Below are 26,084 nucleotides of genomic sequence, written 5' to 3'. Positions count from 1 at the left end.
ACAGGGCTTCTGGGATTACTGCCAGTGACGGAGAGCAGAACCATGAGGGTGCCGAAGCGACAAGTCGCTGCCGCAGCCACCGGCTGCCTGCTGATCCTGACGTCATGTGCGCCGGTTCAAGCCCAGACGGCATCGCCGGACGAGGCCCGTGCAATCGCGAAGGAGGCTTATGTCTATTCCTACGCCATGATGGAGAGTTACCAGACCTGGCGCACCCAAGCGGTCGACAAGACCGCAAACGGATATGTCGGCGGCTTCAACGTGTTCCGGCATTATTCGGAGCCGTTCACGCCTGCTAACAAGGACATTGTGACGCCAAACAACGACACGCCTTACTCGTGGGCGTGGCTCGACCTGCGAGCAGAGCCGATGGTGGTCAGCGTCCCGACGGTCCCGAAGGATCGTTACTACGTGATGCAGTGGATTGACCTGTTCACGCAGAACTTCGCTTACATCGGCGTGCGATCGACAGGATTTGGCGCCGGCAGCTACATGATCGCCGGACCAAAATGGCGGGGACAAAAGCCCGACGGCATCAGGGAGGTGTTCAAGGCTGAGACCGAGATCGTCGGAACGCTGACGCGGACCGCGCTGCAAGGACCCGAGGACGTTCCGAACGTCAAGGCGATACAGGCGCAGTACAAGCTTCAGCCGCTGAGTGCATTCCTCAAGCAACCGCCTCCGCCGGCCGCGCCAGCCATCGACTTCCCGCCCTATGACAAGGCCAAGGCCCGGTCGCATGATTTCATCGGCTACCTGAACTTTCTGTTGCAATTCGCAGAGCCGCCGGTCCCGAGCGAGGTCGCAATCCGCAAGCGTTTCGAGACGATCGGCATCGGACCCGGCAAGCCGTGGGACGCATCGAAGGTCGATCCCGCGACACTCGCTGCAATCGATGCCGGCGTGAAAGAGGGGCAGGCAGAGATTGATGCGCTGGCAGCCAAGACCTTCAGCACCAACGGCCTGTTTGGCTCCCGCGCGCAGTTGAAGACCAATTACCTGCAACGTGATGTCGGGGCCATGAAAGGCCTTTACGGCAATTCGCTCGAGGAAGCCTGGTATGGCGGCTACGTCTGCGACGGGACCAAGCCGTCGGTCGTCCATTTTACCAAGGCCAATCTGCCGCCGGCAAAATTCTTCTGGTCCATGACCATGTACACGATCCCGGACCGGTTTCTCTACGCCAACCCGATCAATCGCTATTCGATTGGCGACCGGACGAAGGGGCTCCAATACGGCAAGGATGGCTCGCTGACGATTTATGTGAGCAACGCCTCGCCAGGACGAGACAAGGAAAGCAATTGGCTGCCTGCTCCGGCCGCAAAATGCAGCCTGGTCGCGCGGGTTTACGGACCAAGCAAGGCCGCGATGACCGGAGCGTGGAAATTGCCGCCACTGGAGGCCGAGAAATGATGAGTTTCAAATCTTCTGCTTGGGTGGTGCTGGGGATGCTTTGCGCAAATAGCGCCCTGGCGCAATCGCCCTCCGCCAGCATAATTCCAGTCACCGTCGACAATTTCTCCCGCGCCGAGAGCGATCTGTATTTTCGCGGACTGTTGAAGGACAGCGGCGGGATCGGCAAATTTCTGCACCGCCGCGAGCCGGCGCGGATCGACAATCAGACCGTGATCCGGCTCAACCGCGACACGTTGTATTCGTCGGCCGTGTTCGATCTCGATGCAGGGCCTGTGACGATCACGCTGCCTGACACGGGCAAGCGCTTCATGTCGATGCAGGTCATCAATGAGGATCACTACGTTCCGGAGGTGGTCTACGGCAAGGGCAGCTATACGCTCTCGAAAGACAAGGTTGGCACGCGCTATGTCGTCGCCGCGATCCGGACGCTGGTCGATCCGGCCGACCCGAAGGATGTGGAGGAAGTTCACGGACTCCAGGACGTCATCAAGGTCAGCCAGAAGGCGACCGGCGCGTTCGAGGCGCCGGACTGGGATCAGGCCAGCCAGAAGAAAGTGCGCGACGCGCTCCTGGTGCTCGGCTCGACCATTCCGGACTTCAAGAAAGCCTTCGGCACCAAGGCCGACGTCGATCCTGTCCGGCACCTGATCGGGACGGCGATGGGATGGGGCGGCAATCCCGACAAGGACGCAATCTATCTCAACGTCACGCCTGCCAACAACGACGGCACGACGGTCTACAAGCTCGACGTGAAGGATGTTCCGGTCGACGGGTTCTGGTCGGTCAGCCTCTACAACGCCCAGGGCTACTACGAGAAGAACCCATACGAGGCCTATTCGATCAACAGCATCACCGGCAAGAAAAGCGCCGACGGTTCGATCGCTGTTCAATTCGGCGGCTGCGATGGCAAGATACCGAACTGCCTGCCGATCATGAAGGGTTGGAACTACACCGTGCGGCTCTATCGCCCGCGGGCCGAAATCCAGAGCGGCAAGTGGAAGTTCCCGGAGCCGCAGCCGGCCAGCTAGAGGATCGATGATGAGCGGTTACGACATCTTCGCCTGGATTGTGCTCATCATCCTCGTTGTGAGTGCGATCGGCGTGGTCTGCATCGCCGGCTGGCTGCCTGGGCATATCGCCAAGACGCGCGGCCATCCCTACGCGGAAGCGGTGACGGTGGCGGGCTGGATCACTCTGATCTTCGGCTTCGCGCTGTGGCCGATCGCGTTCATCTGGGCTTATGTCGACGTGCCCGCGCGCAGAGCGGGAGATACGTAATGGGCGTCGCGATCTTCAACATCTATCTGGTGCTGCTCTTCCTGCTGGTGCATTTCGGGATCGTGCGCTTCAACCTGTTCTGGAAGGCCTCGCCCGCAATCGTGATGGTGCTCCTGCTGTTCGGACTCCTCATCCCGATGGGTTGGGGCGCTCCGCAAGGGGCTGCGTTGGTCGTGCGCAATGCGGTCTCGATCGTGCCTGATGTGGCGGGCGAGGTGACGGAGGTCCCGGTCGTCGCCAATGCGCCGCTCAAGTCCGGCGACGTCCTGTTCAAGATCGACCCGACGCCCTACGCGGCGCAGGTCAAGGCGATCGACGCGCAATTCAAGCTTGCCAAGACGCGTCTCGGCCAGATGACGCAACTCTTCGAGCGCGATGCCGGTCGGGGCTTCGATGTCGAGCAGCGCCAGTCCGAAGCCGACCAGCTCTCCGGCCAGCTCGAGGCCGCGCAATGGAATCTCGACAAGACGGTCGTGCGCGCGCCGACCGACGGCTACGTCACCAACCTCGCGCTGCGCAAGGGCGCCCGGGTGGCGAACCTGCCGCTGTCGCCAGTGATGGCCTTCATCGACACCTCCAACACCATCATCGGCGTGGAAATCAATCAGATTGATGCGCGCTATATCGCGCCGGGCCAGGACGTCGAGGCCACCTTCAAGTTTGCACCCGGACAGATTTATAGCGGCAAGGTCGAGAGCGTGCTTCAGGCGATTGCGACTGGGCAGACGCAGACGTCGGGCACGGCCGTGGCGCCAAGGGAAATCGAGGCCGCACCCTTCATCGTGCGCGTAAGGCTCGATGATACCGATTTCGCCAGGCGCCTGCCGGCCGGCAGCGCTGGTACGGCGGCAATCTACACTGACCGCGTCAAGCCGACCCACGTGGTTCGCCGCGTGATCCTGCGTCAGCTCGCGATCATCAACTACGTCAACCCGTTCTGAACGAGAACATGACGATGAAGAAGACGATGGGGAGACACGACATGACGGGACAACTTCGACATGCAGCGCTTGCAGCTGCGCTGGCAGTCACCTGCTTCGCAGCTCGGCCCGCGCTCGCCGATGAAGGCGGCATCAGTTTCTGGCTTCCGGGAAATTTCGGCAGCCTCGCTGCCACGCCGGGCACGCCTGGATGGTCGTGGGCGACGGTCTATTATCACACTGATGTCAGCTCAGGCGCAGGCCAGCAGTTTCCGCGCGGCGGCCGCGTCGATGTCGGGATCAGCGGCAAGGGCGATCTCGCCTTCTTCGGGCCGACCTACATATTCGCCACGCCGGTGTTGGGTGCGCAACTCTCGGTCAGTGTGCTGGGTGTCGGCGGCAGGAACGAGGCGTCGGCGGCGCTGTCGTTGACGGGACCGCTCGGGAACACCATTGGGATCAATCGCACGCAGGATCTCGTCGCCTTCGGCGATATCATCCCGCAGGTTGCGCTGAAGTGGAACATGGGCGTCAACAATCTCATGGTTTATGGCATGGGCGACATTCCCATCGGTGCCTATGATCCGGTGCGGCTTGCCAATCTCGGCATCGGCCACGGCGCGATCGATTTCGGCGGCGGCTACACCTACTTTAACCCACAGACCGGCAACGAATTCTCCTGGGTGGCCGGGCTGACCTACAATTTCAAGAATACCGACACGCAGTATCAGAACGGGATGGACTTCCACATCGACTGGGGGGCGTCGCACTTCATCACCAAGCAGGTGCAGCTCGGGCTCGTCGGCTATTATCTCGAGCAGGTGACCGACGATTTCGGCGCGCCGGCCTCTCTTGGCGGCTTCCGTTCGCGTGTCGCCGGCGTTGGGCCGCAAGTCGGCTTCCTCTTTCCGGTCGGCGACATGCAGGGCTATCTCAACCTGAAGGGCTATTGGGAGTTCGCTGCGGAGAACCGTCCCTCTGGCTGGAACACTTGGGTCACTTTTGCCATCTCGCCCGCGGCGCCGGAGCCGGCGTCCGCGAAACCGATCGTGCGGAAATACTAGAGGAGGTGTCAACGCAACTCCAATGACCGGAGACCCGACCAGAAAGCGCGTATTTCGCATCGGCTTTCAGACATCGATCATTGCGGTGTTCGTGGCCGTTGTGCTGCTCGTGGGCCTGACGCTGGTCTATCTCAGCTTCGAACGCGTGACGGTGATCACCAAGGCGGCGGCCTCGAGCTTCATCGAGAAGGTGGCGCAGCTCGGCGCCGACCATGTTGACGAGCAGTTCAAGAACGTTCGCGACAATCTCGACATCCTGTCCGGCCTGCCGTCGATTCAGGAGGCTGAGATATCCGACAATTCGCGGCTTTACAGCCTGATGGCGGCGATGCTGCGTAACAATCCGCGGCTCTTCAACCTCTATGTCGGCTATGAGGACGGTTCGTTCATCGAGATGGACGTCATCGATCGCGCCAGGCCGGCCTTCAGGAAAAATTTGAAAGTCGACGAGGATGCGGCCTTCCGGTTGGTCGTGATCTCGCGGACTGTCGGCGTTGCGCCGGTCACGCAGTATCTCTCGGAGAACCTCATTCAGGTCGCGGAGGTCGCGGGACCCACCGGCTACGACCCGCGGCAGCGGCCCTGGTATGTCGAGGCGTTCAAGAACGACAAGACGCTGCTGACGGGCCCCTACATCTTCTATGCCACGGGCGAGCCCGGCTATACGCTACGGACGCCGCTGAAGGAGGGACGCCGCGGCGTCGTCGCAGGCGACGTGCTTCTGAACCGGTTCGAGGACATGCTGGCGCAGCAGAAGCTCGGGCCGTCGGGGTTGGCTTTTCTGTTCAACGATTCCGAGCGCATCGTCGGTCATCCCGAGATGAGCCGCTTGATGGCCGAGCTTCCGGAACGGCAGGACGACCTGCCGCAGATCGGGGCACTCAAGCTGCCCACGCTCGTGCCGGTCATCCGCTCCTGGCGCGAGGGAGGGGCCGCCGAGCAATTCTTCGCCGATGCGTCGGGCCGCACCTACGTCGCGGCGGTCCACAGCCTCGATACGGCCGGATCCGCCAATGTCCGCCTGGCGATGATCGCACCGCTCGATGAATTCTACGCGCAGATCATCCAGGAGCGCCGCACATTATTCGCACTCGCGCTTGCCTTCGTCGGCGCCACGCTTCCGTTCGCGTTCTGGCTGGGGTCACTGATGGCGCAGCCGCTGCGCAACATTGTCCAGCAGACCGACGAGATCCAGCGATTCCAGATCGCAGAGCGACCGCGCGTTCATTCCATCATTGCTGAAATCGAAGAGCTCGGTCGATCGGTTTTCACCATGCGCAGTGTCGTGCGCAGCTTCGCAAGCTTCATTCCGCGCCAGATCGTGCGGCAGTTGATCGAGACCGGCTCATCGCTCAGCCTGGGCGGATCGAGGCGAGAAGTGACGGTGCTGTTCACGGATGTCGCCGATTTTACGGCCAAGACGGAGAGGGCAGATCCGTCGCAGGTGATGATCTACACGTCGCGCTATTTTGCCGCGCTCTCGGACGAGATCATGCGCAATCACGGCACGGTCGACAAATATATCGGCGACGCCGTGATGGCATTCTGGAACGCCCCGGCCGATGATCCCGATCACGTCGTCCATGGCTGCCGCGCCATCCTGGCATGTCTTGCGGCAAACGAGGCGCTCAGCAAGGAGTTCCGCCGTGAGGGCTGGCCGCCTTACGACACACGCTTCGGCCTGCATGTTGGCGACGCCGTGGTCGGCAATATCGGTTCGAGCGACCGGATGAACTACACGGCGCTCGGTGCCACCATCAACCTGGCGTCGCGGCTCGAAGGGCTGAACAAGAATTATGGTACGCACGTGCTGGTCAGCGCGGCGGTCCGTGCGCGCGCTGGCCATGCGTTCCTGTTCCGCAGCGTCGACAGCATCAGGCCTAAAGGATTTGCCGAGGCAATCGAGGTCAGCGAGCTGCGCGGCGAGCTGGCTCGGTCGGACGAGGCCGACATTGCGATGTGCCGGCGTTGGGACGAGGTCTTCGCATCAATCGCTCAGGAGGGGGCGACGGAGATGGCCATGGTCCGGCTCTCGGGCTTCTTGCTCGACTATCCCAAAGACAGGATCGCACAATATCATGCCGAGCGATTTCGCACCGCGGCCCGCAATCCGGGAGAGGTGGCGTGATCACCCGCAAGGTCAGCCGCCGGCAGTTGCTACGACAGGGCGCGGCCGTGGCCGCCACCTCTGTACTCACCGCGCCCAGCATCGCGCAGGCCCCTACCAAAATCCGGCTCGGCTATCTTCATGTGGTTGCCGTGGACGGACACCTCTGGACTGGTCTCGAACGTGGCTCGTTCGACCGGGAGGGGATCGATTTCGAGCTGCACGAGTTCAACACCGGACCCGAGATCTTCGAGGCGATGGCGCGTGGAGAGCTCGATGTCCTGTCGGCGGGCGGCGTGATCTCCAATTATCTGGCACTTGGCCGCGGCCGGGGCTTCCTCATCAACGACATCGAGGTTGCGACCGCACAGCTCTGGGTCAGGCCGGCCCTCGGCGTGAGCAGGCTCGCCGATCTCAAGGGAAAGCGGATTGCGACGACGATGAAGACCACGGCCCATATCTTTCTGGACCGGGCATTGCGGGCGAACAACATCAATCCGTCCGAGGTCGAGATCGTCAACAGCAGTATGACGGCTGCCGTCAAGGCGTTCATCGCCGGCGAGGTACCGGCTGTCGCGCTCTGGGTGCCCTTCAACATGGCCGTGCACGAGGCGTTGCCCGACGCGATCAAGCTCGTGGATGCCTCAGCCTTCTATCCGCAATCCGCCGTGCTCGGTGGCTGGGCGGCGCGGTCGGATTATTTCGCTGACAACAGAGAAATCCTGAGCCGGATCATCCGCGCCTGGACCGATGCGAACGACTACATGGTCCGTAGCCCGACAGCGGCCGCTGAGGCCTTGCAGCGGGGTTATTATCAGCAGTCGCGGCCTGCCGACATCGCCGAGGCCTTCAAGGCGCAGAAGCTCTATTCGTCGCGCGAATGGAAGCGGCTGTATTCGGACGGAACCGTTGTGAAATGGCTCCAGCAGGTCAGTGACTTCTTCATGGCGGATGCCGGCATCACCAAGGCGCTACACGCGTCCGACTATTTTGACACGCAGCTCTATCTGACAACGGTTGCGTGAATGCTCACTCCGTCAAGATCGTGACTTGGAAACGTCGGCGATGGGGCGCGCGGCACGCAGTGCCGCACTGGCGCGAGGTTCGTGCGCTCCAGAACGACGTGCGGGCCGCGCCCGCAGCAGATAGAGCAGCAGCGCGAGCAGCGATGAAGCGGCCATCACGGCTGTCATCGAAAGCGCGGAGCGTCCGTCGAAGAAGATTGCGACCAGGCTGCTCGCGATCGCACCGGCGGTCATCTGGATGCTGCCGGCCGCGGCGCCGACCACGCCTGCGATGTCAGGTAATGGCTGCATCGTCGCGTTCATGATGTTCGGCATGCTCAGCCCAAAGGAAAGCGCCACCGCCATCAGCAGGACGGCGACGAGGGCAGGCGGCGTCCAGCCCGCGAGGGTCATCGCCAGCATCGCGCTCGCGGTGACGAACAGCAGTCCGAGACCGGCCGTCAGCACGTCGCCGGGTGTCGCGCCCCGCCGACCGAGTCGGCCGTCGAGGAAGGCGCCGCACATCACGGCCGCCGAGCACGCGCTGAAGATCATGCCATACTGGTCCGGCCGCAAGCCGGCGACCCCGATAAAGAACAGCGAGGCGCCTGTGACATAAGCGAACACGGTGGCACCGCCGGCCGCACCAACCAGGATAAAGCTGAACGAAACGGGGTGCTTCACGACGCGAAGATAGTCCTTGATGACGGCCGAGGACACGAAACGACCGGGATCGATCTTCGCGCTCTCCGCAAACCCGAGCAGCACCGCCAATATCAGGATGCCGCTGACGGCAGCCTGGATTGCATATATCAGCCGCCAGCTGCCGATCGCGAGCAGCGCGGCACCAGCACTCGGAGCGATCACGGTCACCACATTGATGGCGATCACGACGTTGGCGATCTTCGCGCGCGCAGTCGTTTCGTCGAACAGGTCGCGGATGATCGCAAAGGTCATGGTCGTGCTGGCGGCGCCCGCGCCCTGGATGAAGCGGCATACCAGCAGCATCGGAAGGGATTGCACGGAGGCACAAGCGAGGCTCGCCATGACGACCAGCGCCAATCCGAACACGATAACGGGCTTGCGGCCGATCCGATCGGAGATTGGTCCGTAGACGAGCGGTGCCACGGCGAGGCTCAGCATGAAGGCGCTCATCGTGAGGCCGACATCCGACGGACTCGCTCCCAGCGTCGCACCGGTTGCGGCCAGCGCCGGCAGGTTGATGTCGATGCCGGAATACGGCACCGCCGTGAGAAAGCCCAGCAGCAGGGTGAAGGCGAAGGAGGCGGGCTGAATCTGCATGGCGTGATCGTTTGAAATCTTTTGCTGTTTCGGAAGGAGGGGAGGGACGCTCCCCTCCTTCGCTGGACAAGGCCAAATCAGCGGGCGACGCGTCGATTGCGGCCGGTCTCCGTCGTGCCGGCGCGCCGGGACGCCTTCCGATCGGTCGCGAGGCGGTTGATGATCCGGAGAATCTCCGAGCGCGTGTCGATGTCGGCGAATTCGTCGGCCATTCGCGTGGCGCGCATGCGGTAGGCGGGACGATCGAGCACGGTGCGCACCGCGTCGCGCAGCGCCTCAGGCGTCGGCTCGTTGGTCGCGAGATTGATGCCGACGCCGGACCACGCCACGCGTGCGTTGACGTCGGCCTTGTCCTCGGTCATGCCCGCCGTGACCAGCGGAATTCCAGAGCTCATGGCCTGGTTGACGCTGCCATAGCCGCCGTTGGTGACGAGCACATCTACGCGCGGCAATAGCCATTCGAACGGCAGATAGCTGGCAAGCCGTGCATTGGAAGGGACAGGTCCGGGGATTGCCTCAACCGGGCGGCCGCCGGCCGTTGCGACCACCAGCACGTCGGGCTCGTTGGCAAGTGCAGCGAGCGTCGGTGCGACCAGGAGCCCGAAATTGTGGTTGGCCACGGTGCCCTGCGTCACCAGTACGACCTTGCGTGGGCCATCGAGCTCGTGCGCCCACGGCGGCAAGGGAACCTGGGCCGGAATGATCGGCGGCGTTCCGACGAAGTGTACCGTCGGCGGAAACTGCCGCGGAAATTCGAAGCTCGGCACCGACAGTTGCAAATAGGCATCGGCAAGCTCGACGACCGAATGGAACATGGGCACCAACACCGGCCCGAGGCCGAAGGTCTTCAGCACCTTGTTCAGGCTGCGCAGGACCGGCTGGTCAACGTTCGCGTCATAATCCCCTGCGATGGCCGCGTATTGCTGGCGCTGCTCCTCCGTCGTCGCAGGTGGTAGGCCGAGGAAGTTCGGCGCGCCGTCGTCGCGTCCCCAGTGCAGAAACGACGTCCCGCACAAGACGACCGGCGGCCGCATCTCGCGCGGTCCAAGCAGCATCGGCAGGATGCCGAACAGCATATCGTCGCCGATGATGACGTCAGCCTGAAAGTGTTCCAGCGCCTCGCGAAGGCCCTGATCTTGCGCCGGGATAGCATCGACGAAGATGCGCTCGCAGGCGGTGCGCAGCCATTCGAGCCCCGGCGGGATGCTCTTCAGTTCAGGAGCCACCGAGAAAACGTCCTGCGGGTCAAAATCCGCGTCCCGGGGAAGGGGAAAGAATTTCGCGCTGCTGGCTTCGATACGGGCGCGAAAGGCGGTCCCTGTCAGGAAGGCGATCTCGTGGTTTTCCGCGACGAGAATGCGCGCGATCGCGAGCAGCGGATTGAGATGGCCCGTCGCAGGCGTCGAAGCGATGAGAATTTTCATAGGGTCAGTCCTCTGATTGTCGAACGTCGGCCGCGGGGCAGGTCGACGAGCAGAGGGAGAATGCTGGGGTGGCCGTTACGACAAAACTTCGGCGCGACGCCGAAAGGGTTACGGCGGCAACGCATCATGGCGTTCTCAAGGCACGGGCAACCGCAGCCCGTCCGCGCAATGTTACAATGGTAACTTGCGGCGCTCGGGCTGAAACGGCCCGGTAATCCCCCACCCATAGTTATCGAGATCGCTGTTGCGGCGCGTACGCCGCAAAGGCCCAACTGGCTGCTTGCTGGAGGTGACCATTGCCGACCTCCCCCTCGCGCCGGCTTGGTCGCGTTCAATGCATTGAGGACTAGCATGCCGAATATTGTCGGCCTGATTGTATTGGTAGCTATTGCGGCGTTCATGGTCTGGATGGGCACGCGTGCCTTGAAGGTCCAGTCTCGCGCCATGAGATGGAGCGGGGTGGGGCTCGCAGCCGTGCTGACGATCGCGGTGTCGTCAGTCAGCGCGCTGATCGCCACAGGCCTTGTCAAGCAGAACGGGCGCGCGGCGCCCGTTCCAAGTCTCAAGGTCGAACTCACGTCCGAGAGAATTGCGCGCGGCAAGGCAGTCGCCGACAGCTTTTGCAGCGGATGCCATGCCACAGCGCTGACCGGCGGCGGCAATCTCGCCAAGGATCTTCCGATCGACATCGGCTCCTTCGTCGCCGCCAATCTCACCCCAGCCGGGGCATTGAAGCAGTGGGCTGATGGCGAGATTTTTCGGGCAATTCGCAACGGCATCGATGCGAACGGAAGCTGGCTCGTGATCATGTCCTTCACCAATGCCAGCCGGCTGAGCGATGACGACACCGCTGCGGTGATCGCCTATCTGCGCAGCCTGCCGGCCGCCGGTGTTCCGACCCCGGGTCAGCTCGACCGGTTTAACCTCCTTGGCCTCGCGATGCTGGGCGCAGGACTATTGCCGGAGGCCAAGCCGGTCACTGCCATGCGCATTGCGGCGCCGTCGAAGGGGCCCACGGCTCAATACGGCGAATACCTCTTGTCTTATCAGGACTGCCGCGAATGCCACGGCAGGGATCTCGGCGGTGGCGTGCCCGGCCAGCTGCCGCCGCTCGGCCCGGATCTCGGTGTCGTCCGGCAGTGGACCTTGGGGGAGTTCGTTACCACCATGCGCTCCGGCGTCGATCCGCACGGGCATCAGTTGGATGAGCAAATGCCATGGCGCCCGATCGGGCGGATGGACGACGACGAGCTGGCCGCAATGTATCAATATCTGGTGCGTCAGCAGCGCCCTTGATATGACATACGACATCCATACATCTATGTAATGACATCGGCTGACAAGCTGTCGCTTGCACATCGGGCTCGCGGATGACTGACGCGTCCTGGCGCGACGGGTGATAGGCCGCGTCGCTGTTGATGAGCGGGCGGGGGCCGCGTGGGTGACGAATGGTCACCGAACTCGATCGCGCGCTCACACCTTGTCCTACGCACGGTGATTGAAAAAGGGTCGCCCCAACGCGTCGGAAAAGGTTGTCCGCCTGAGTAGCAAATCCTGCGGATCACAATTCATCACGTGTCGGAGAGTCTCGGGAATACGACGGGAAAATGACCTAGTTGGTGGGCAATTCAGCGAACATCTTTGTTCGTTACCCATACATACAAGGCGAGTCGGCGGCACATGACAGCGGATTTCAACCGAGTGTCGCCGACAATAGAGGAACTGATTTTCGTATCGGCCGAAGCACGCGGCGGATTGCTCGTTCAAGCCCTGGCATGACGCAGCAATCGAGTTGGCTACGGCAAGTTTGAGAGATCAAATATGTTGGCAGACGTCGGCCATGTCATCGTTGTCGATGACGATCCCACCTTGCGGCAGATGGTGATCAGATATCTGGAAGAGCACAATGTACCAGGCAAGGCTGCATCCAGCCGAGCCGAACTGCATCGTCATCTCGAGGGAGCGCAGCCCAGCCTGATCATTCTCGATCTTCGCCTCGGTCAGGACGATGGGCTGGATCTGCTGCGGGAGATCCGTTCGCATTCCGATGTGCCTGTCATTATCACGACCGGGCACCGGCCCGATGAAATCGACCGAATCGTCGGCCTTGAGCTCGGTGCCGACGATTACATCATCAAGCCGTTCAGCCTGAGGGAGCTCCTGGCGCGTGTCCGCGCAGTGCTGCGGCGTCAGGAGATAGGACGGGCCGCGCGCGCCCGCGATCCCGAGCGCGGCGGCTATCGGTTCAATGGCTGGAAGATCGAGCGCCGTGGCCGCAGGCTGATCGACGCCGGCAACGCACCGGTCCCGCTCAGCAAAGGCGAATACGCCCTGCTGCTGGCTTTCCTCGAAGCGCCGCAGCGCCCGCTGAGTCGCGAGCAGCTGCTTCAGGCGACCCGTATCCACGAAGATATTTTCGACCGCAGCATCGACGTTCAGGTATTGCGGCTGCGACGCAAGCTGGAGACCGATCCGAGCGCGCCGCGCATGATCCAGACCGAGCGCGGCATTGGCTACGTTTTCACCGTTCCGGTCGAGCCGTTCTAAGCCGGCATGGTTGCGATTCGATGCCGCGCGACGCCGTCGTGGTGAAAGCGTGGCGGTGGCTCGCTGCAATCGTAACCGTTTTCCCTGTGACGGTGATGCCGGCGTAACAGCGGAACTTCAGAGTGTCTCCTGCAAACATTGCGCTGGAGAACTTGCCTCATGCTGAAACAGCAATCCCCTTCAAATGTGGACCGCGTGGTCCGGCCCTTCAAGATAAGGGTCTACGGAACCCCGGGCGGCCACGATTTGCCGGATGATCGTACAGGTGGTCAGCCTGAGACGCCGGCGGATGCTTCGCGATTAGCGGTCCCGCTCGCGGAAGCAGATCGCGCTACCGGTTGGTGGTCGGCGGTCTTACTGTTTTTCATGGAAGGTTTTGCTCTCTATGGCGCGGCGCTCTATCCGATCACGGCGTTCTCCGTTGAAATTGCGCCAACCACCGCGCTTGCGCGCTCGCCGCGGCCAATTGTCCGTGGACCGCGCGTCGTGACGCACGAGCAGAGCGGCTCGCAGCCGTCCAAACACGGCAACGTCGTCGAGCTGCAGCGCGCGGCGTGGGCTGATCCGCGTCCGCGGCGTCGCTGGAGCTGGTGGGCTGCGCTTGGCGAGACGGTCGCGGTGCTCCTGACGCATTGGCGCCGGGAGCGGGCAATCAAAAGGGCTGTCGCAGCCCTGAACGAGTACGACGAGTGCACCTTGCGCGATCTCGGCATCCACGGCCGCGCGGACATCGAGCGGGTGGTGAGGCACTGCCGTGATTGCTGACGCCGTCTACCTCACTGTTGCCGGACTGGGCTTCTATCGCGCGGCCGCTCGCTCCATCATCTCGCGCGGTCTGCGGAGCGGCTTGATCGGCCTGATACGGCGTAATCGGCCCGGACGGGCGATCGATGCGGCGGCGAGGCGTCGCCGCATCGATCAACAACACTTGAAGAGTGCCGGCCCATTCGGCGGTGGCCGCGCATTGCCGAAATGTAAGGTGAAACCTATGTGCAGGGCTTGTCCGGATTTGCCCGAACCAAGATCTTTCGTGAATTGATGCGTCGGCGCTCTGTCATCGCGATCAGTGCGTCGCTTTTCTGCTGTCTGCAGCCATCTGAGGCACCGTCCCAGTTGTCGCTACAAGTGTCGAGGGCGAGCAGTCCGGAGGAGCCCATCACGGCCATACCGGCTCCTCCCGCAATCGATCCTCTGAAGGTCAAGCTCGGCGAACGCCTGTTCAACGACACTCGCCTGTCGGGGGACAATTCGAGGAGTTGCTCGTCGTGCCATGACATCGGCACGAACGGCGCCAGTACGAGGCGACACGACGTCGGCCTCGATGGCGCGGAGCTGCCGCTCAACACGCTCACCGTCTTCAATTCGGCGCTCAGCTTCCGCTTCGGCTGGGAGGGAAAGTACCGCAACGTAGAGGCGGACGTTACTGCGTCGCTGGTCAATCCGAAGATCATGGGAAGCAGTCTCGCTGATATCGCAGAGAAGCTCGACCGCGATGCCGGGATGCGCGCCGGCTTCTTCGCCGCTTATGGGCGTCGACCCGACGCCGGCAATGTCGTAGACGCCATCGTAAGCTTTGAGCAGACGCTGTTCACACCCGGCAGCAGGTTCGATCGCTGGCTTGCCGGAGACAATGCTGCGCTGACGGATGAGGAGCGGAACGGGTACAGGCTATTCAAATCCCTGGGCTGCGTCTCGTGCCATCAGGGCGTCAATGTCGGCGGCAATCTGTATCAGCGCCACGGCATTTTTCATCCTCTGGCCGCGCCGGATCCGGCAATCTTGCGTGTGCCCAGTCTGCGCAATGTCGCGACGACCGCGCCTTATTTTCATGACGGCAGCGCGCCCACGCTCGATGACGCCGTTCGCAAGATGGCATTCGCGCAATTGAACGCGACGCTGACCGATCAGCAAGTGCAGGCGCTCGTCGCCTACCTCCACAGCCTGACAGGACAATATCGCGGCGTGCCGGTCGGAGGTGGACCATGAAAGTCGCCCCCGCGACGGTCGGCGTATCGTTCCTGCTGGTGCTTCTGACCTGGCTTCTGGTGAGTGGCCTGAACCTGAATTCGGACCACTACGACCGCCAATCGCAGGCCCTCGCGGATTTCACCCGTTTCGAACGTGGCATGAGCCGCGAAGTGTTGACGTCGCGCGCCGGTCTGTCACGAAACTATGACGCCCTCGTGCGGATGGTGGACGCCTATGACGCGGCGGTGACTCGGTTGCGCGAGGCCTCGGGCTCGGACAGGGAAGAAAATGCGGCGATCGACGTGCTGGCCGGACGCGCTCGTCGGCAGGAGGAATTGATCGAGCAGTTCAAGAGTCAAAACGCTCTGCTTCAGAACTCCTTTGCATATTTCGGCATGTTCAGCGCCCGGCTTTCCTGGTCGGAGGACAAGGCGCTGGTGGCGGGCGTCTCTGCGCTTGCGGCCTCCATGCTGCACCTCACGCTTGATACATCCAGTGTGGCCGCGGATGAGGTGCAGGCGCGGCTTGACGGACTTGCGCATCTGGAGGTGCAGCCTGATGAGGCGGCGTCGATACGCGCCGTCATTGCGCACGGACAGATGTTGCATGATCTGCTTCCGGCCGTCGATGCCATTCTGAAGTCGCTGGTTGCCGAGGCCAGCAACCGCGAGCAGGATGCGGTTCATGCGCTGATCACAAAGCGCCAGCTCACGGCCCGGGCCGCGGCGCGCAAGAACCGCCTTTTGCAGTATCTCACGTCGCTGCTGTTGCTCGGAGGGCTGGTCTATTTCGGCCTGTTGTTACGCGCGCGCGCCAAGGCGCTGTGCCGTCGCGCCGCCTTCGAGCACGTGATTGCTAATATCTCGATGCGCTTCATCGATTCACGTTGTGATGAGCTCCGGAGCCATGTCGAGAGGGCGCTCGAGGAGCTTGCCGGCTTCATCGGCGCGGACCGCGCCTATTTCGCCTGGCGGGCAGCAACGACGGGTAAGGTCTATCGGTGGTCCCGCGAAGGCGTCCGCCTTGACGAGGCTTGGCCGGAGCGTGCGCTTGACTTGGCTCAGCGATTTGATGGCGGCGACGACGCGATCATCTACATTCCAAAGGTGAGGCCGTCGCATCCCGACGATACGATGAACCTGCTTGAGGAGGCCGGGATTCGCGGCTGGTTGTGCATCAAGACCCTGTCCGGACAGCAGCAGGCGGCCGTCCTCGGCTTTGAAGCCGTGCAGGCCGTCGCGCTGAGCCAATGGGCCGAATTTGCACTTTTCCGGATGGCGTTTGACGCCATCCGCAATTCGGTGGCACGCGTGAGCCTCGAGCAGGAGAGGGAGATGCTTCAGGCGAGCCTGCAACAGGCGCGGCGGATGGAAACGATCGGTACATTCGCCAGCGGCATCGCCCATAACTTCAACAACATCGTCGGCGCGATCCTCGGCTATGTCGAAATGGCAGACGGCGGCGTCAGGCCGGGAAGCCGGTCTGCGGCGAGCCTTGCGGAAATCCGCCGCGCCGGCGAGCGAGCGCGCGAGCTCGTGGGTCAGATTCTGACCTTCGGCCGGCGCAGCCGGGGCAGGCAGAAACGCATCCGCATCGAGGTGCTGGTGGCGGAGACCACGGCTCTGCTCGCCGCGTCGTTGCCGTCGCATGTGAAGCTCGCGGTCAGCCAGAGCGTGGAAGCAGCAACCGTGTCTGGTGAGCCGGAGCAATTGCAGCAAGTCATTCTCAATCTCTGCAACAACGCTGCACAGGCATTGGAAGAGCCGGGCGTCATTGACCTGCGCATCGCCGAGCGCGAAGTCATCCATCCGTTGCGGATCGGGCGGACCGAATTGGGGTCCGGCCGCTTCATCGTGATCTCGGTCATCGACCCCGGGCCGGGAATGGATGACGCGACGCTGGAGCAAATCTTTGAGCCCTTCTTCACCACGCGTGCCGATGGCACCGGTCTTGGGCTAGCAACGGTCCACGAGATCATCGATCAGCACGGCGGTGCAGTGGCCGCGCGGAGCGCGCCCGGCGCCGGTACACGCTTCGATGTGTGGCTACCGTCGGATCGTTCGAGCCAGCCGGTATCATTGCCGCAGGCGCGGCCTCTTGCGTTTCGCGGCGCGGGCGAGACCATCCTGGTGCTCGAGGCCGATCGCAGGCGCCTGCTGCGTCATGAGGAGATCCTGGCGGCACTCGGCTACGAACCGGTCGGTTTTACGGGGCTTGCCGAGGCTGAAGCGGCCGGCCGGGCGTCTCGGTCGCGCTTTGACGCGGCGCTGGTGTGTCACTTGCCCGGCGGTTCTTCACTCGATCTTGCGGCATCGCTGCACAAGGCGGTGCCCGGCCTGCCGATCATCCTTGCAAGCCCCTCGACGCACGATCTGGCGGCACACGTGCTGGCGGATTCCGGAATCACCGGGATGGTTCACCACCCTCTGATGTCGTCCGAGCTCGCCCTGGCGCTTTCGCGATGCCTTGCAACGAGCTCGGCCAACGACGGGCTGAACCAGATCGCGTCTGCGCGCTAGCGAGATTGCCGCCTGCCATCGCGCGTTTCACCGGTAACGCAAAGTCGCGGGCACGAAGTCACCACGTAGCGCGCCGCTCCTATCCACTGGACTCGACCGTTCGTCTGAGAACGGCCGAGCATCACTGCGATAGGAGAATAATGATGTCGAAACGACTTGGTCTAATTATTGTCGTCGCCTCGCTCCTGCTGGGCTCAGTGCCTGGTGTCGCGGGCAGCCCAGACATACCGAGCGCGGTCCATGGCCTTGCCACCAGTGTGCCCCGCCATAACGATGACCCCACAAAATATGCGGATCTGTTCCGCCAGGCACCCGTCGGTCACCGGCAGCCGCGCCCGAGCGACATGTCAGAGACTACTCAATTGTCACCACCGGAATTGGAATTGCGGCGGCTGGACGAAGAGATCGATCGCAAGCTCATCATCTGTCGCGGCTGTTGAGCGCCTCACCGTGCATCTGTGCAGCGGACGCTAACGGCCCAGTCCTTGTCTGGTGAAGGCCGGCGGCGCGGAAGGGTTTCAAAGTCAGGCCGTTCGTTCTTGAAGGCAGAGCGCCACCGCGCCGGCGTCTGGCCGCTGATGCGTTTGAAGACGGTCGAAAAGTGCGCCTGGGTGCTGAAACCGACTGCAAGCGCGATCTCGGCCAAAGGCCTGCTGGTCGCCGTTAGCAGCGACTTCGCATGCTCGATCCGATGATTGAGAAGGTATTCACGAGGACGGTATCCGGTCGCTGCGCGGAACTGTGCCGCAAAATGCATCCTGGACAGGCCGGCAACATTGGCGAGCTCGGACAGGCTGATGCCGCGTTCGAAATGAGCGGCGACATGTTGCTCGACCCGCCGCAGCCGCCATTTTGGCAGGGCATTGACCTTGGCACGCGGCAAATCCGGCCGGCGCAGATGCATTGCGAGGATTTGCCCTTCTCTGGCGATCGCCTGGGCTGCGTAGACCTCGTGATCTCCCGAGCCGGCCGGAAGGTCGATCCAGGTGTGGGCTGTCTGCAATTCGGTCAACATCGTTCATCCCCTCTGAGTTTCGCGGCAGTCCGAGACGACCGGTGAACTCGCAACCTTGCTATGCTGAGAGGATAGGCGTGAGCTGGCTTGGAAGCTCGTTAGGGGTGATTAGGATCTGTTAGATTATGTGCGTGCACGCAGGATGCGGCGGCCGGTCGCGGGAGATTGAATTTTGTTAAATATTTCAGTGTCTTGCGTCGATCATTCGGGTTGCCACGTTCCTGGCATCAAACAGACCCCGCTCATGGTCGCGTTCCTCGAATTCGGCCGGTGAGTCTCAGGTGACGGAGCTCTCGCCAGGAAATAGCCCCCGCGGCAGCGGCAGCGGCACCGGCGCTGGTCTTGACCTCGATGCCGTCACGTTCGGGCCGTTTTCGCTCCGGTCGCGCCTGCTCGAGAGGGACGGCGTGCCGGTCAAGCTGGGCAGCCGCGCGATGGATATCTTGCGCCTGCTTGTCAGCCGCGCCGGCGATGTCGTTCCGAAGAACGAGATCCTGGCTTACGCGTGGTCGGGCCTCGCGGTCGAGGAGATCAGCCTGCGGGTCCATGTCGCCGAACTCCGGAAGGTTCTTGGCGACGGCAAGGACGGCGTCCGCTACATCACGAACATCCCGAGCCGGGGCTACTGCTTCGTCGCGCCGGTGGAACGTGGCGAGCGCAGGCCAACATCGAAGCCTGCGCCGCAGGCCGCCGCAATCATGGCGTCCCCGCAGTCCTTGCCGCATCGCCTGGATCGGATGATCGGGCGCGACGACGTCCTGCCGGAGCTGACGGCGCGCCTGCTGAGCGAGCGCTTCGTCACGCTCAGAGGTCCCGGCGGCATCGGCAAGACCACTGTTGCGATCGCGCTGGCGCATGACATGTGCGAGACGTTCGACGGCGGCGTCCATTTTCTCGACCTCGGTCCGTTGAGGGATGCGGCGCTCGTTGTCAGCACGGTCGCGGCCGCCCTGGGCCTCGTCGTTCATCACGCCGATCCGACCGGCAGCATCGTCAGTTTTCTGCGCGGCCGCCGCCTGCTTCTCGTGCTCGACAGTTGCGAGCATGTGATCGACGAGGTCGCGCGCCTCGCAGAGACCATTCACCGTGAGGCCCCGGGCGTCAGCCTCCTGGCGACCAGCCGCGAGTCGCTGCTGGTGGAGGGCGAACAGATCTTCGAGCTCGTTCCGTTGCCAGGTCCTCCGCAGGGGGCCGGTCTCAGTGCAAGCGAGGTGGTGGACTATCCAGCAGCGCGCCTATTCATGGAGCGTGCCGCTGCGGCCGGTCATAGGGCCGACGTCACGGATGACGATGCGGAGGTCCTCGCAGAGATCTGCGGCAGGCTGGATGGCATCGCGCTGGCAATCGAGCTCGCCGCCGCGCGTGTCGGCGTCTACGGATTGCGGGAAATGGCTGCGCTGCTCGACAGCCGGCTGAAGCTCGAATGGCGCGGCCGGCGCACGGCGCCGCCGCGGCAACAGACGCTCGGTGCCACGCTCGACTGGAGCTTTCGTCTGATCGGGGAAGTCGAGCGGGTCGTCCTTCAACGTCTTGCAGTCTTCGCGGGCCCTTTCACGCTTCAAGGTGTGATCGCAGTCGCGGCCGAGGAGGGCGAGGCGATCGACGGCGTCGTGGATGCGCTGGAACAGTTGGTCGCCAAGTCGCTGGTGTCTGCGCGGCCGGATGCGGCCTCACGGCGCTATCGTCTGCTTGACGCCACGCGCGCCTATGCGATGCAGAAGCTGACTGACGGTGGTGAGGCACAGGCCGTTGCGCGTCGGCACGTCCGCTACGTCCGGCAGGCGCTCGAAGCGACCATGGCCGAACTGGGCCACGGCGACCATGCCTCCCGATCGCAGGAGCGCGCAGGTCTGCTCGCCGATGCTCGCGCGGCGCTGGAGTGGGTCTATGCCAATGAGGACGGCGCCGAACTGCGTCTGCCGCTCGCAGGCGTCTGCGCGAGGCTCTTTGTCGAGCTTAATCTGCTCGGCGAGGCACGCCTCTGGTCCCAGCGCGCGCTCGCGATGCTTGACGACGCCAACAGCGGTAGCAGATGGGAACTCGAGCTCCAGTCGACGCTCGGCCATGCCTTCATGTTCACGGAACGCAACAGTGAGCAGGCTGAGAGCGCGCTGAGGCGCGGCCTGGAAATTGCGGAGGCGCTGGACGATCAGGCCAACAAATTCAGGCTGCTGTCGCGGCTGAACATGTTCTATCGCCGGACCGGAAACTATCGGCATCTGCTGCCGATCGCACGCGAGGCGGAGAAGGTCGCGCGGGCGATCGGCGATACCGCGGGGATTGCCGGCGCAAAGGCGCTCGTCGGCGTGTCCTATCATCTCGTCGGCAACCAGCCAGAGGCGCAAGCCCATCTGGACGAGGGCGTGCGCGATGATGCGGCTTTGCGCGGGACTGAGCCCAGTCATTTCGCCTATGCGCGCACGCCGCAGATTCCGCTGGCGCGAGTCCTGTGGTTGCGCGGCTTTCCCGAGCGTGCCGTCGAATGTGTCCGGCCGCTCATCGGCACTGCTGCGCCGCGTGATGTCGTGATGCATTGTATTGCGCTATGCTGGTCGGCCTCGGTGTTTGGCTGGGTTGGCGACTGGGGCGCCGTCGAGGCAATGGCCGGTCGGCTTGCGACGCATGCCGGCATGCATGGTTTGGCACCCTATGAAGCCGTCGCTGCCGGCTTTCGCGCCCAGACCATGATCGCCCGCGGAGAGGTGAGGGGTGGGATCGACCTGCTGCGGACCGCGCTGCCGCGCCTGCATGCGGATCGTTACGAGCTCTATGCGTCCGCCTTCATCGCGGAGCTGTCACAGGGGCTGGCAGCACTCGGACAATTGCCGGAAGGACTTGCGGTCCTGCACGAGACGATCGCGCGCATCGCGCCTGAAGGCGGCGCCTTCGACATGCCGGAGCTCTTGCGCCTGCGCGGCGAGCTCGAGGCGCGCGGCAACGATTTCGACGCGGCCGCAGCAAGCTTTGCTTCGTCGATCGCATTGGCCGAACAACAGGGGGCGTTATCCTGGCGATTAAGGGCCGAGATGTCGCTTGCGCGGCTACAGCGCCGCCAAGGCCTCCGAAATCCGCTCGACGATCTCGCCAAAACCTATGCCCGCTTTTGCGAGGGATTCGAGACAGCCGATCTGAAGGCGGCGCGGACGATGCTGGATGAAGGTTCTGGCTGAACGGACAAGGCCTCAGTCGAACCGGAAATCCGAGAGGTCGATCGACACCATCAAGGTATCGAGCATCGGTGTCAGATCTTCGTCGCGGAGATAAATGCGTCGTCTCGCCGGGGTCGTGATCCCGTCGACGCTGACTGGATCGGATACATATTGCGTCGCCGGAAAGTTTCCCGCGACCTCCACCCGATAGTCATGCCGCCGGATCAGCATGTCGGGACCGAAATAGAAATCCTGCTCGCTGCTGTGGCTTGCGATCCCCGCCGGGAAGCTTGCGCGTAATCCGCGCCAGACCTCGGGGCCTTCCTGCCAGGGCGCGATCTCCCGCACGTCGAATCCGTCCGCTGCAAGCAGGAAGGGCGTGGTCATGTAGGTCCACAGTGCGTAGCCGTTGAAATAGGCGCGATGCAGCGGATCCCAATGCGTTCGCATGTCGTGCCGCGCGAACGATGCGCGTGGATTTTTTCGTTCGGCAACAATGTGTCCGTCCGTGGCGATGATGGCGATCCGCTCAGGGCTGAATTCGGTGCGCTGGCCGGGCTTGCCGAACGGCTCGACCGACGCGCACTCACGATGAAGGTCGATCCGCATCGTTCGTGGGTCCTGGTCCTGATCGAGGCCCTTCAGCGCCCAGAGATCTCCCCCCGTCACGATCGTGGCGGTGAGGCGCTTGTGGGCGTTCCATCGGCGTAAGCCGCCATGAGCCTCGATTGCATTTGCCAGCAGGGGGATCATCCGGCGGTAACCTCTCACACGGGGTGGTATTGCCCCATGGAGATAGACCCGAATGCAGGCGATCGCCCGTTAAGCGTTGTTAAGTGCCGTTGAGGTTGCCGCCCGGTCCGTGGAATCCCGGGTCAGCTTGCCGGTGCTGGGGTGCGCCGCTAATCCTACTCGCCGATGGTCTGAGCGTAGGTTTTGCCGTATGGATAGAAGCGCTCCTTGTGTCCCTCCTGCCAGGCGGCCCGCAGTTCTGGCGTTGTGATGTCCCAATCCGGTCGGCATTTCTTGCTGACGGCTCGCAGGTCCTGACGGAGTTCTTCGACGGTGGGGCGTCCAAAGAACCAGTAGCCGTTGTAGATCTTGTGAATGATAAGGCCCGGCTCCAGCACGATGACATGCGGAATCATCGGATTGTGAAGGGGATCGGTATATTCGGCGATGTCGAGGTCCTTTTGAACAATGCGCCGTGAATCGGAAAGAAACGGCCAGTGGGCTCCGGCGCCGCTGCGATATTCGTTCGTCTGCGTGATGTTGTCGGTGGTGATCGTGACCAGCCGGCAATAGCCCACCTCCATCTCACGATGTAGTTGCAGCAACGCTTCCGCCTGACGGCGATCCTTTGGACAGAAGCCGCCGCGGCCAAGCACGATGACCATCGGATCCTGTCCCTGCAAATCGGAGAGTTTTCGGTGCTTCCCGGTGTGGTCGCTCAGCTCGTAGTCCGGGAAAACAGCGCCCTGAATGATGTCGGATCGCATTTGAACTCCTCCACGGTTTGGTGCAGCCAGGCCTGCGGTCGTCACAGATCGATCACGACGTCGCTCTCGGGGTGAGCGCAGCAGATGAGCACATTACCCGCAGTCGGTGCGTCGACCGGGTCCGGCCGATAGCCCACTGTCCCTGCCACGAGTCCGGTCTCACAGGTGTGGCACACGCCTGCGCGGCATGACCACCGCACCGGTACGTCGCAAGCCTCGGCGAGCTCGAGCAGTGTCTTGATCGATGAGCCCCAGCGGACATTGAGGCCGCTACGGGCAAACGAAACCGTCGGTCCGGAAGTGGCGGGCTCTGCCGGCAAATGTGGCGGTTTCCGCGGCGAGGCAGCAATCCCCGGCGTGATGGATGGGCCGGCCCCGAACAGTTCGGTGTGGATGTGATCCAGCGCGATACCGAGCGCCGCGAGGCCGGCGGTCATGTCGCTCATGAAGGCCGACGGTCCGCAAATATAGAAATCGCCACTGCGCGGGACGTTGAGATTCCGCAGTGCTTGCACGTCCAGATGTCCGGTGGCGTCGAAATCCGTATTGGGCCGATCTTTTGGACCCGGCGAGCTGTAGCAGATATAGCGATGGCGGTGGGGCAGGGCCTCGAGCGTCTCCCGCGCCTCCACCGCAAACGGATGCTCGCGGCCGTTACGTGCCCCCTGCAACCACCAGACCTCCCGCATGGAGCCTTCCGCGGCCAATGCGTGAAGCATCGCGAGCACCGGCGTCACGCCGATTCCGGCACTCAGGAGCACAACGGGCGTATCGCCCGGCCGCAGGGTGAAACGGCCCCGGGGCGCGCTGGTGTGAAGGATGTCGCCAACCTGAAGATACTGGTCGATGTAGGCGCCGGCGGCGCCGTGTGGCTCCCGCTTTACGCTCACGCGATAAGAGACGGCGTTGGGCCGCCCTGAAAGCGAATAGCTGCGCATCATCGCATGCGCCGATGCTGATCCCAGCTGTAACACGACGAACTGTCCGGGGAGGGCGACGGCAACAGGCCCTCCGTCCGAGGGCTCGAGCACCAGCGAAGTCACGTTGCCACTTTCTTGCACCTTGCGCGATACCCGAAACGGGCGGAATCCCGGCCACGCCGGAGGCGGGCTCGATTCGGAGGTGAGCCCGGCGTTTCCCGTTGCGGCGCCGCCCTTGCGCTCTTGCGCGAGCAGGGCCTCGAACGAGTGACGCCAGCCGGGGCTCAGTGCAGGGATGCGCAGGGCCCGCGCAAGCTGATCACGGGGATGACCGGGCATGTAAAGCAGCGCATCGATCTCGCGGACGCTCATGCGCTCGGGACCGGAGGCAACCTGCGTGATCTCGTCTCCGGCCTCCACTTCGCCTTCCTCCAGCACGCGAAAGTAGAAACCCGGTCTGCCATGCTTGACCAACAGTGCGGCCAATTCCGGCTCGTTCATGCGGATGCCGGCGCGGTAACAGGTGACGCGCGGCTGCGTCACCTCGAACAGGGCGGTGCCGATTTGGTAGCGATCTCCAATGCAGACGTCTGCGTCGGATAAACCGTCGACGGTAAAATTCTCGCCGAACTGTCCGTAGGCAAAGTCGGATCGGCCGAGCTGACCCTGCCAGTAGCGATAGGAATCAGACTGATACACCAGGACGGCACGGTGTTCGCCGCCATGGCCCGCCAAATCTCCTTGTCCGTCGCCGTCGATGTTGAGATGGCGCGCCATGCGCCGGCCCTTGACCGGCGCCTTCCAGATGCCGGTGTGCACTGTCTTGCCCTGCCACGCGACGTCGCGCGGCAGGCCGACATTGACCGAAAGCAGCCGTCCCATCGTCTTCTCTCCGATCAGACGTCGGCGGCCACGTCGATGACGGCGTCGGCAAACGCCTTCGGTGCTTCCTGCGGCAGATTGTGGCCGATGCCGCCCTTGACCGTCCGATGCGAATATTTGCCCGAGAACATCTTCGCATAGGCGGATGGTTCGGGATGCGGAGCCCCGTTGGCGTCACCTTCCATGGTGATGGTGGGCACGCCGATGACGGGCGCTTGGGCAAGCCGCTTCTCGTAGTCATCGTATTTCGCTTCGCCTTCGGCGAGGCCAAGGCGCCAACGGTAATTGTGGATCACCACCGCGACATGGTCCGGATTGTCGAAAGCCTTGGCGCTGCGGTCGAATGTGGCATCGTCAAAGTGCCATTGCGGGGAGGCGAGCTGCCAGATCAGCTTCGAGAACTCCTTCCGGTACTTGTCGTACCCCTCGCGGCCGCGCTCGGTCGCGAAGTAGAACTGGTACCACCATTGGAGCTCGGCCTTCGGCGGCAACGGCATCTTGCCGGCCTGCTGGCTGCCGATGAGATAGCCGCTCACCGAGACCATCGCCTTGCAGCGCTCCGGCCATAACGCCGCGATGATATTGGCGGTCCGAGCCCCCCAGTCGAAGCCAGCGAGCGTGGCCTTCTCGATCTTGAGCTCGTCCATCAGCGCGACGATGTCGGTCGCAATCGCCGACGGCTGTCCGTTCCTGACGGTCGCGTCGGAAAGGAAGCGCGTCGTGCCATAACCGCGAAGGTAGGGCACGATCACACGATAACCGGCCGCGGCGAGCATCGGTGCAACGTCGACGAAGGCGTAGATGTCATAAGGCCAGCCGTGCAGCAGGATCACCGGCGGGCCGCCGGCGGGACCCGCTTCGGCGTAGCCGACGTTAAGGAGGCCAGCATCGATCTGCTTCAGCGAAGCAAACGATGTGTTGGTCCCCGGCTTGACGGCGGTTGCTCCGGCCTTGATCGGCTTGGCGGTCTCCGCGGTGGCCGCTGTGGTCAGCGAGAACTGCGCCGCTGCAAGCGTCATGGCGGCGCTGCCGAAAAAGCGGCGTCGATCACGATTGATTTCGTCGGACAT

20 protein-coding genes and 1 pseudogene are annotated in these 26,084 nt (G+C 63.1%); 14 read left to right on the top strand and 7 right to left on the bottom strand.

Annotated elements, in window-relative coordinates; genetic code table 11:
* The first annotated feature begins 42 nt into the window (after nt 1-42).
* The 7 genes from UP06_RS29090 to UP06_RS29060 are packed head-to-tail and all read left to right on the top strand — an operon-like array spanning nt 43 to nt 7,810.
* The gene (locus UP06_RS29090) at nt 43-1,413 is read left to right on the top strand and encodes a DUF1254 domain-containing protein (protein WP_082081685.1); all 1,371 of its coding nucleotides are present in this window, start codon (nt 43-45) and stop codon (nt 1,411-1,413) included.
* Complete coding sequence (locus tag UP06_RS29085) at nt 1,410-2,444, top strand: DUF1254 domain-containing protein (protein ID WP_045007094.1); 1,035 nt, start codon at nt 1,410-1,412, stop codon at nt 2,442-2,444. Before UP06_RS29090 ends, UP06_RS29085 begins: the two co-directional genes overlap by 4 nt.
* Before the next feature lie 10 nt (nt 2,445-2,454).
* Nucleotides 2,455-2,694, top strand: coding sequence for a DUF3302 domain-containing protein (locus tag UP06_RS29080; protein ID WP_045007198.1), 240 nt, complete (start codon nt 2,455-2,457; stop codon nt 2,692-2,694).
* Nucleotides 2,694-3,635, top strand: coding sequence for an HlyD family secretion protein (locus UP06_RS29075; protein WP_045007093.1), 942 nt, complete (start codon nt 2,694-2,696; stop codon nt 3,633-3,635). Before UP06_RS29080 ends, UP06_RS29075 begins: the two co-directional genes overlap by 1 nt.
* Before the next feature lie 41 nt (nt 3,636-3,676).
* Nucleotides 3,677-4,678: a SphA family protein gene (locus UP06_RS29070; protein WP_156163286.1), complete on the top strand. Its 1,002-nt coding sequence runs from the start codon at nt 3,677-3,679 to the stop codon at nt 4,676-4,678.
* Between the two features lie 22 nt (nt 4,679-4,700).
* Complete coding sequence (locus tag UP06_RS29065; RefSeq protein WP_045007092.1) at nt 4,701-6,806, top strand: adenylate/guanylate cyclase domain-containing protein; 2,106 nt, start codon at nt 4,701-4,703, stop codon at nt 6,804-6,806.
* Nucleotides 6,806-7,810, top strand: coding sequence for an ABC transporter substrate-binding protein (locus UP06_RS29060; RefSeq protein WP_045007196.1), 1,005 nt, complete (start codon nt 6,806-6,808; stop codon nt 7,808-7,810). Before UP06_RS29065 ends, UP06_RS29060 begins: the two co-directional genes overlap by 1 nt.
* 12 nt (nt 7,811-7,822) lie before the next feature.
* On the opposite strand, the gene UP06_RS29055 is transcribed toward UP06_RS29060, so the two are convergent.
* Both UP06_RS29055 and UP06_RS29050 read right to left on the bottom strand, forming a co-directional pair.
* On the bottom strand, nt 7,823-9,091 hold the full coding sequence (locus UP06_RS29055) for a multidrug effflux MFS transporter (RefSeq protein ID WP_045007091.1): 1,269 nt from the start codon (nt 9,089-9,091) through the stop codon (nt 7,823-7,825).
* A 77-nt stretch (nt 9,092-9,168) separates the two neighbouring features.
* Nucleotides 9,169-10,515 (bottom strand): glycosyltransferase, encoded by a 1,347-nt coding sequence (locus UP06_RS29050; protein ID WP_045007090.1) that lies wholly within the window; start codon nt 10,513-10,515, stop codon nt 9,169-9,171.
* 351 nt (nt 10,516-10,866) lie between these two features.
* Here UP06_RS29050 and UP06_RS29045 point away from each other — a divergent pair, with 351 nt between their 5' ends.
* From UP06_RS29045 to UP06_RS41100, 6 genes are all read left to right on the top strand, one after another.
* On the top strand, nt 10,867-11,811 hold the full coding sequence (locus UP06_RS29045) for a c-type cytochrome (RefSeq protein ID WP_045007089.1): 945 nt from the start codon (nt 10,867-10,869) through the stop codon (nt 11,809-11,811).
* A 525-nt stretch (nt 11,812-12,336) separates the two neighbouring features.
* Nucleotides 12,337-13,062 (top strand): response regulator, encoded by a 726-nt coding sequence (locus UP06_RS29040; RefSeq protein ID WP_045007088.1) that lies wholly within the window; start codon nt 12,337-12,339, stop codon nt 13,060-13,062.
* A 159-nt stretch (nt 13,063-13,221) separates the two neighbouring features.
* The gene (locus UP06_RS29035) at nt 13,222-13,827 is read left to right on the top strand and encodes a DUF1127 domain-containing protein (protein ID WP_082081683.1); all 606 of its coding nucleotides are present in this window, start codon (nt 13,222-13,224) and stop codon (nt 13,825-13,827) included.
* Nucleotides 13,828-14,052: 225 nt separating this feature from the next.
* A complete protein-coding gene (locus UP06_RS29030; RefSeq protein WP_245305575.1) occupies nt 14,053-15,048 on the top strand; it encodes a cytochrome-c peroxidase in 996 nt (331 codons plus the stop codon).
* Entirely contained in the window at nt 15,045-17,549 is a 2,505-nt protein-coding gene (locus tag UP06_RS29025) for a two-component system VirA-like sensor kinase (RefSeq protein ID WP_045007086.1), read from the top strand. Before UP06_RS29030 ends, UP06_RS29025 begins: the two co-directional genes overlap by 4 nt.
* A gap of 140 nt (nt 17,550-17,689) precedes the next feature.
* Entirely contained in the window at nt 17,690-17,989 is a 300-nt protein-coding gene (locus UP06_RS41100; protein WP_156163285.1) for a hypothetical protein, read from the top strand.
* 5 nt (nt 17,990-17,994) lie between these two features.
* Here the strand turns inward: UP06_RS41100 and UP06_RS29020 are convergent.
* Nucleotides 17,995-18,468, bottom strand: a pseudogene (locus UP06_RS29020) (helix-turn-helix domain-containing protein); the annotation flags it as partial.
* Nucleotides 18,469-18,845: 377 nt separating this feature from the next.
* Between UP06_RS29020 and UP06_RS29015 the strand changes: the two are divergent.
* Nucleotides 18,846-21,734: an ATP-binding protein gene (locus tag UP06_RS29015; RefSeq protein WP_050032187.1), complete on the top strand. Its 2,889-nt coding sequence runs from the start codon at nt 18,846-18,848 to the stop codon at nt 21,732-21,734.
* A gap of 12 nt (nt 21,735-21,746) precedes the next feature.
* Here UP06_RS29015 and UP06_RS29010 read toward each other — a convergent pair whose 3' ends face one another.
* The 4 genes from UP06_RS29010 to UP06_RS28995 form a co-directional block, all read right to left on the bottom strand.
* The gene (locus UP06_RS29010) at nt 21,747-22,466 is read right to left on the bottom strand and encodes a hypothetical protein (protein WP_045007085.1); all 720 of its coding nucleotides are present in this window, start codon (nt 22,464-22,466) and stop codon (nt 21,747-21,749) included.
* Between the two features lie 155 nt (nt 22,467-22,621).
* Nucleotides 22,622-23,212, bottom strand: coding sequence for a redoxin domain-containing protein (locus UP06_RS29005; protein ID WP_082081682.1), 591 nt, complete (start codon nt 23,210-23,212; stop codon nt 22,622-22,624).
* A 41-nt stretch (nt 23,213-23,253) separates the two neighbouring features.
* On the bottom strand, nt 23,254-25,014 hold the full coding sequence (locus UP06_RS29000) for an MOSC and FAD-binding oxidoreductase domain-containing protein (protein WP_045007084.1): 1,761 nt from the start codon (nt 25,012-25,014) through the stop codon (nt 23,254-23,256).
* A 14-nt stretch (nt 25,015-25,028) separates the two neighbouring features.
* Nucleotides 25,029-26,084 (bottom strand): alpha/beta fold hydrolase, encoded by a 1,056-nt coding sequence (locus tag UP06_RS28995; protein WP_045007083.1) that lies wholly within the window; start codon nt 26,082-26,084, stop codon nt 25,029-25,031.

This window comes from Bradyrhizobium sp. LTSP857 (genome assembly GCF_000938285.1).
Lineage (GTDB): Bacteria > Pseudomonadota > Alphaproteobacteria > Rhizobiales > Xanthobacteraceae > Bradyrhizobium.
The sequence above is the reverse complement of the archived record's forward strand: the minus strand, read 5'-3'. Positions and strand labels throughout refer to the sequence as shown.

Coding starts and splice junctions, on each gene's coding strand:
- UP06_RS29090 (WP_082081685.1), top strand. CDS start 43: ATGAGGGTGCCGAAGCGACAAGTCGCTGCCGCAGCCACCGGCTGCCTG.
- UP06_RS29085 (WP_045007094.1), top strand. CDS start 1,410: ATGATGAGTTTCAAATCTTCTGCTTGGGTGGTGCTGGGGATGCTTTGC.
- UP06_RS29080 (WP_045007198.1), top strand. CDS start 2,455: ATGAGCGGTTACGACATCTTCGCCTGGATTGTGCTCATCATCCTCGTT.
- UP06_RS29075 (WP_045007093.1), top strand. CDS start 2,694: ATGGGCGTCGCGATCTTCAACATCTATCTGGTGCTGCTCTTCCTGCTG.
- UP06_RS29070 (WP_156163286.1), top strand. CDS start 3,677: ATGACGGGACAACTTCGACATGCAGCGCTTGCAGCTGCGCTGGCAGTC.
- UP06_RS29065 (WP_045007092.1), top strand. CDS start 4,701: ATGACCGGAGACCCGACCAGAAAGCGCGTATTTCGCATCGGCTTTCAG.
- UP06_RS29055 (WP_045007091.1), bottom strand. CDS start 9,091: ATGCAGATTCAGCCCGCCTCCTTCGCCTTCACCCTGCTGCTGGGCTTT.
- UP06_RS29050 (WP_045007090.1), bottom strand. CDS start 10,515: ATGAAAATTCTCATCGCTTCGACGCCTGCGACGGGCCATCTCAATCCG.
- UP06_RS29045 (WP_045007089.1), top strand. CDS start 10,867: ATGCCGAATATTGTCGGCCTGATTGTATTGGTAGCTATTGCGGCGTTC.
- UP06_RS29040 (WP_045007088.1), top strand. CDS start 12,337: ATGTTGGCAGACGTCGGCCATGTCATCGTTGTCGATGACGATCCCACC.
- UP06_RS29035 (WP_082081683.1), top strand. CDS start 13,222: ATGCTGAAACAGCAATCCCCTTCAAATGTGGACCGCGTGGTCCGGCCC.
- UP06_RS29025 (WP_045007086.1), top strand. CDS start 15,045: ATGAAAGTCGCCCCCGCGACGGTCGGCGTATCGTTCCTGCTGGTGCTT.
- UP06_RS41100 (WP_156163285.1), top strand. CDS start 17,690: ATGATGTCGAAACGACTTGGTCTAATTATTGTCGTCGCCTCGCTCCTG.
- UP06_RS29010 (WP_045007085.1), bottom strand. CDS start 22,466: ATGATCCCCCTGCTGGCAAATGCAATCGAGGCTCATGGCGGCTTACGC.
- UP06_RS29005 (WP_082081682.1), bottom strand. CDS start 23,212: ATGCGATCCGACATCATTCAGGGCGCTGTTTTCCCGGACTACGAGCTG.
- UP06_RS29000 (WP_045007084.1), bottom strand. CDS start 25,014: ATGGGACGGCTGCTTTCGGTCAATGTCGGCCTGCCGCGCGACGTCGCG.
- UP06_RS28995 (WP_045007083.1), bottom strand. CDS start 26,084: ATGTCCGACGAAATCAATCGTGATCGACGCCGCTTTTTCGGCAGCGCC.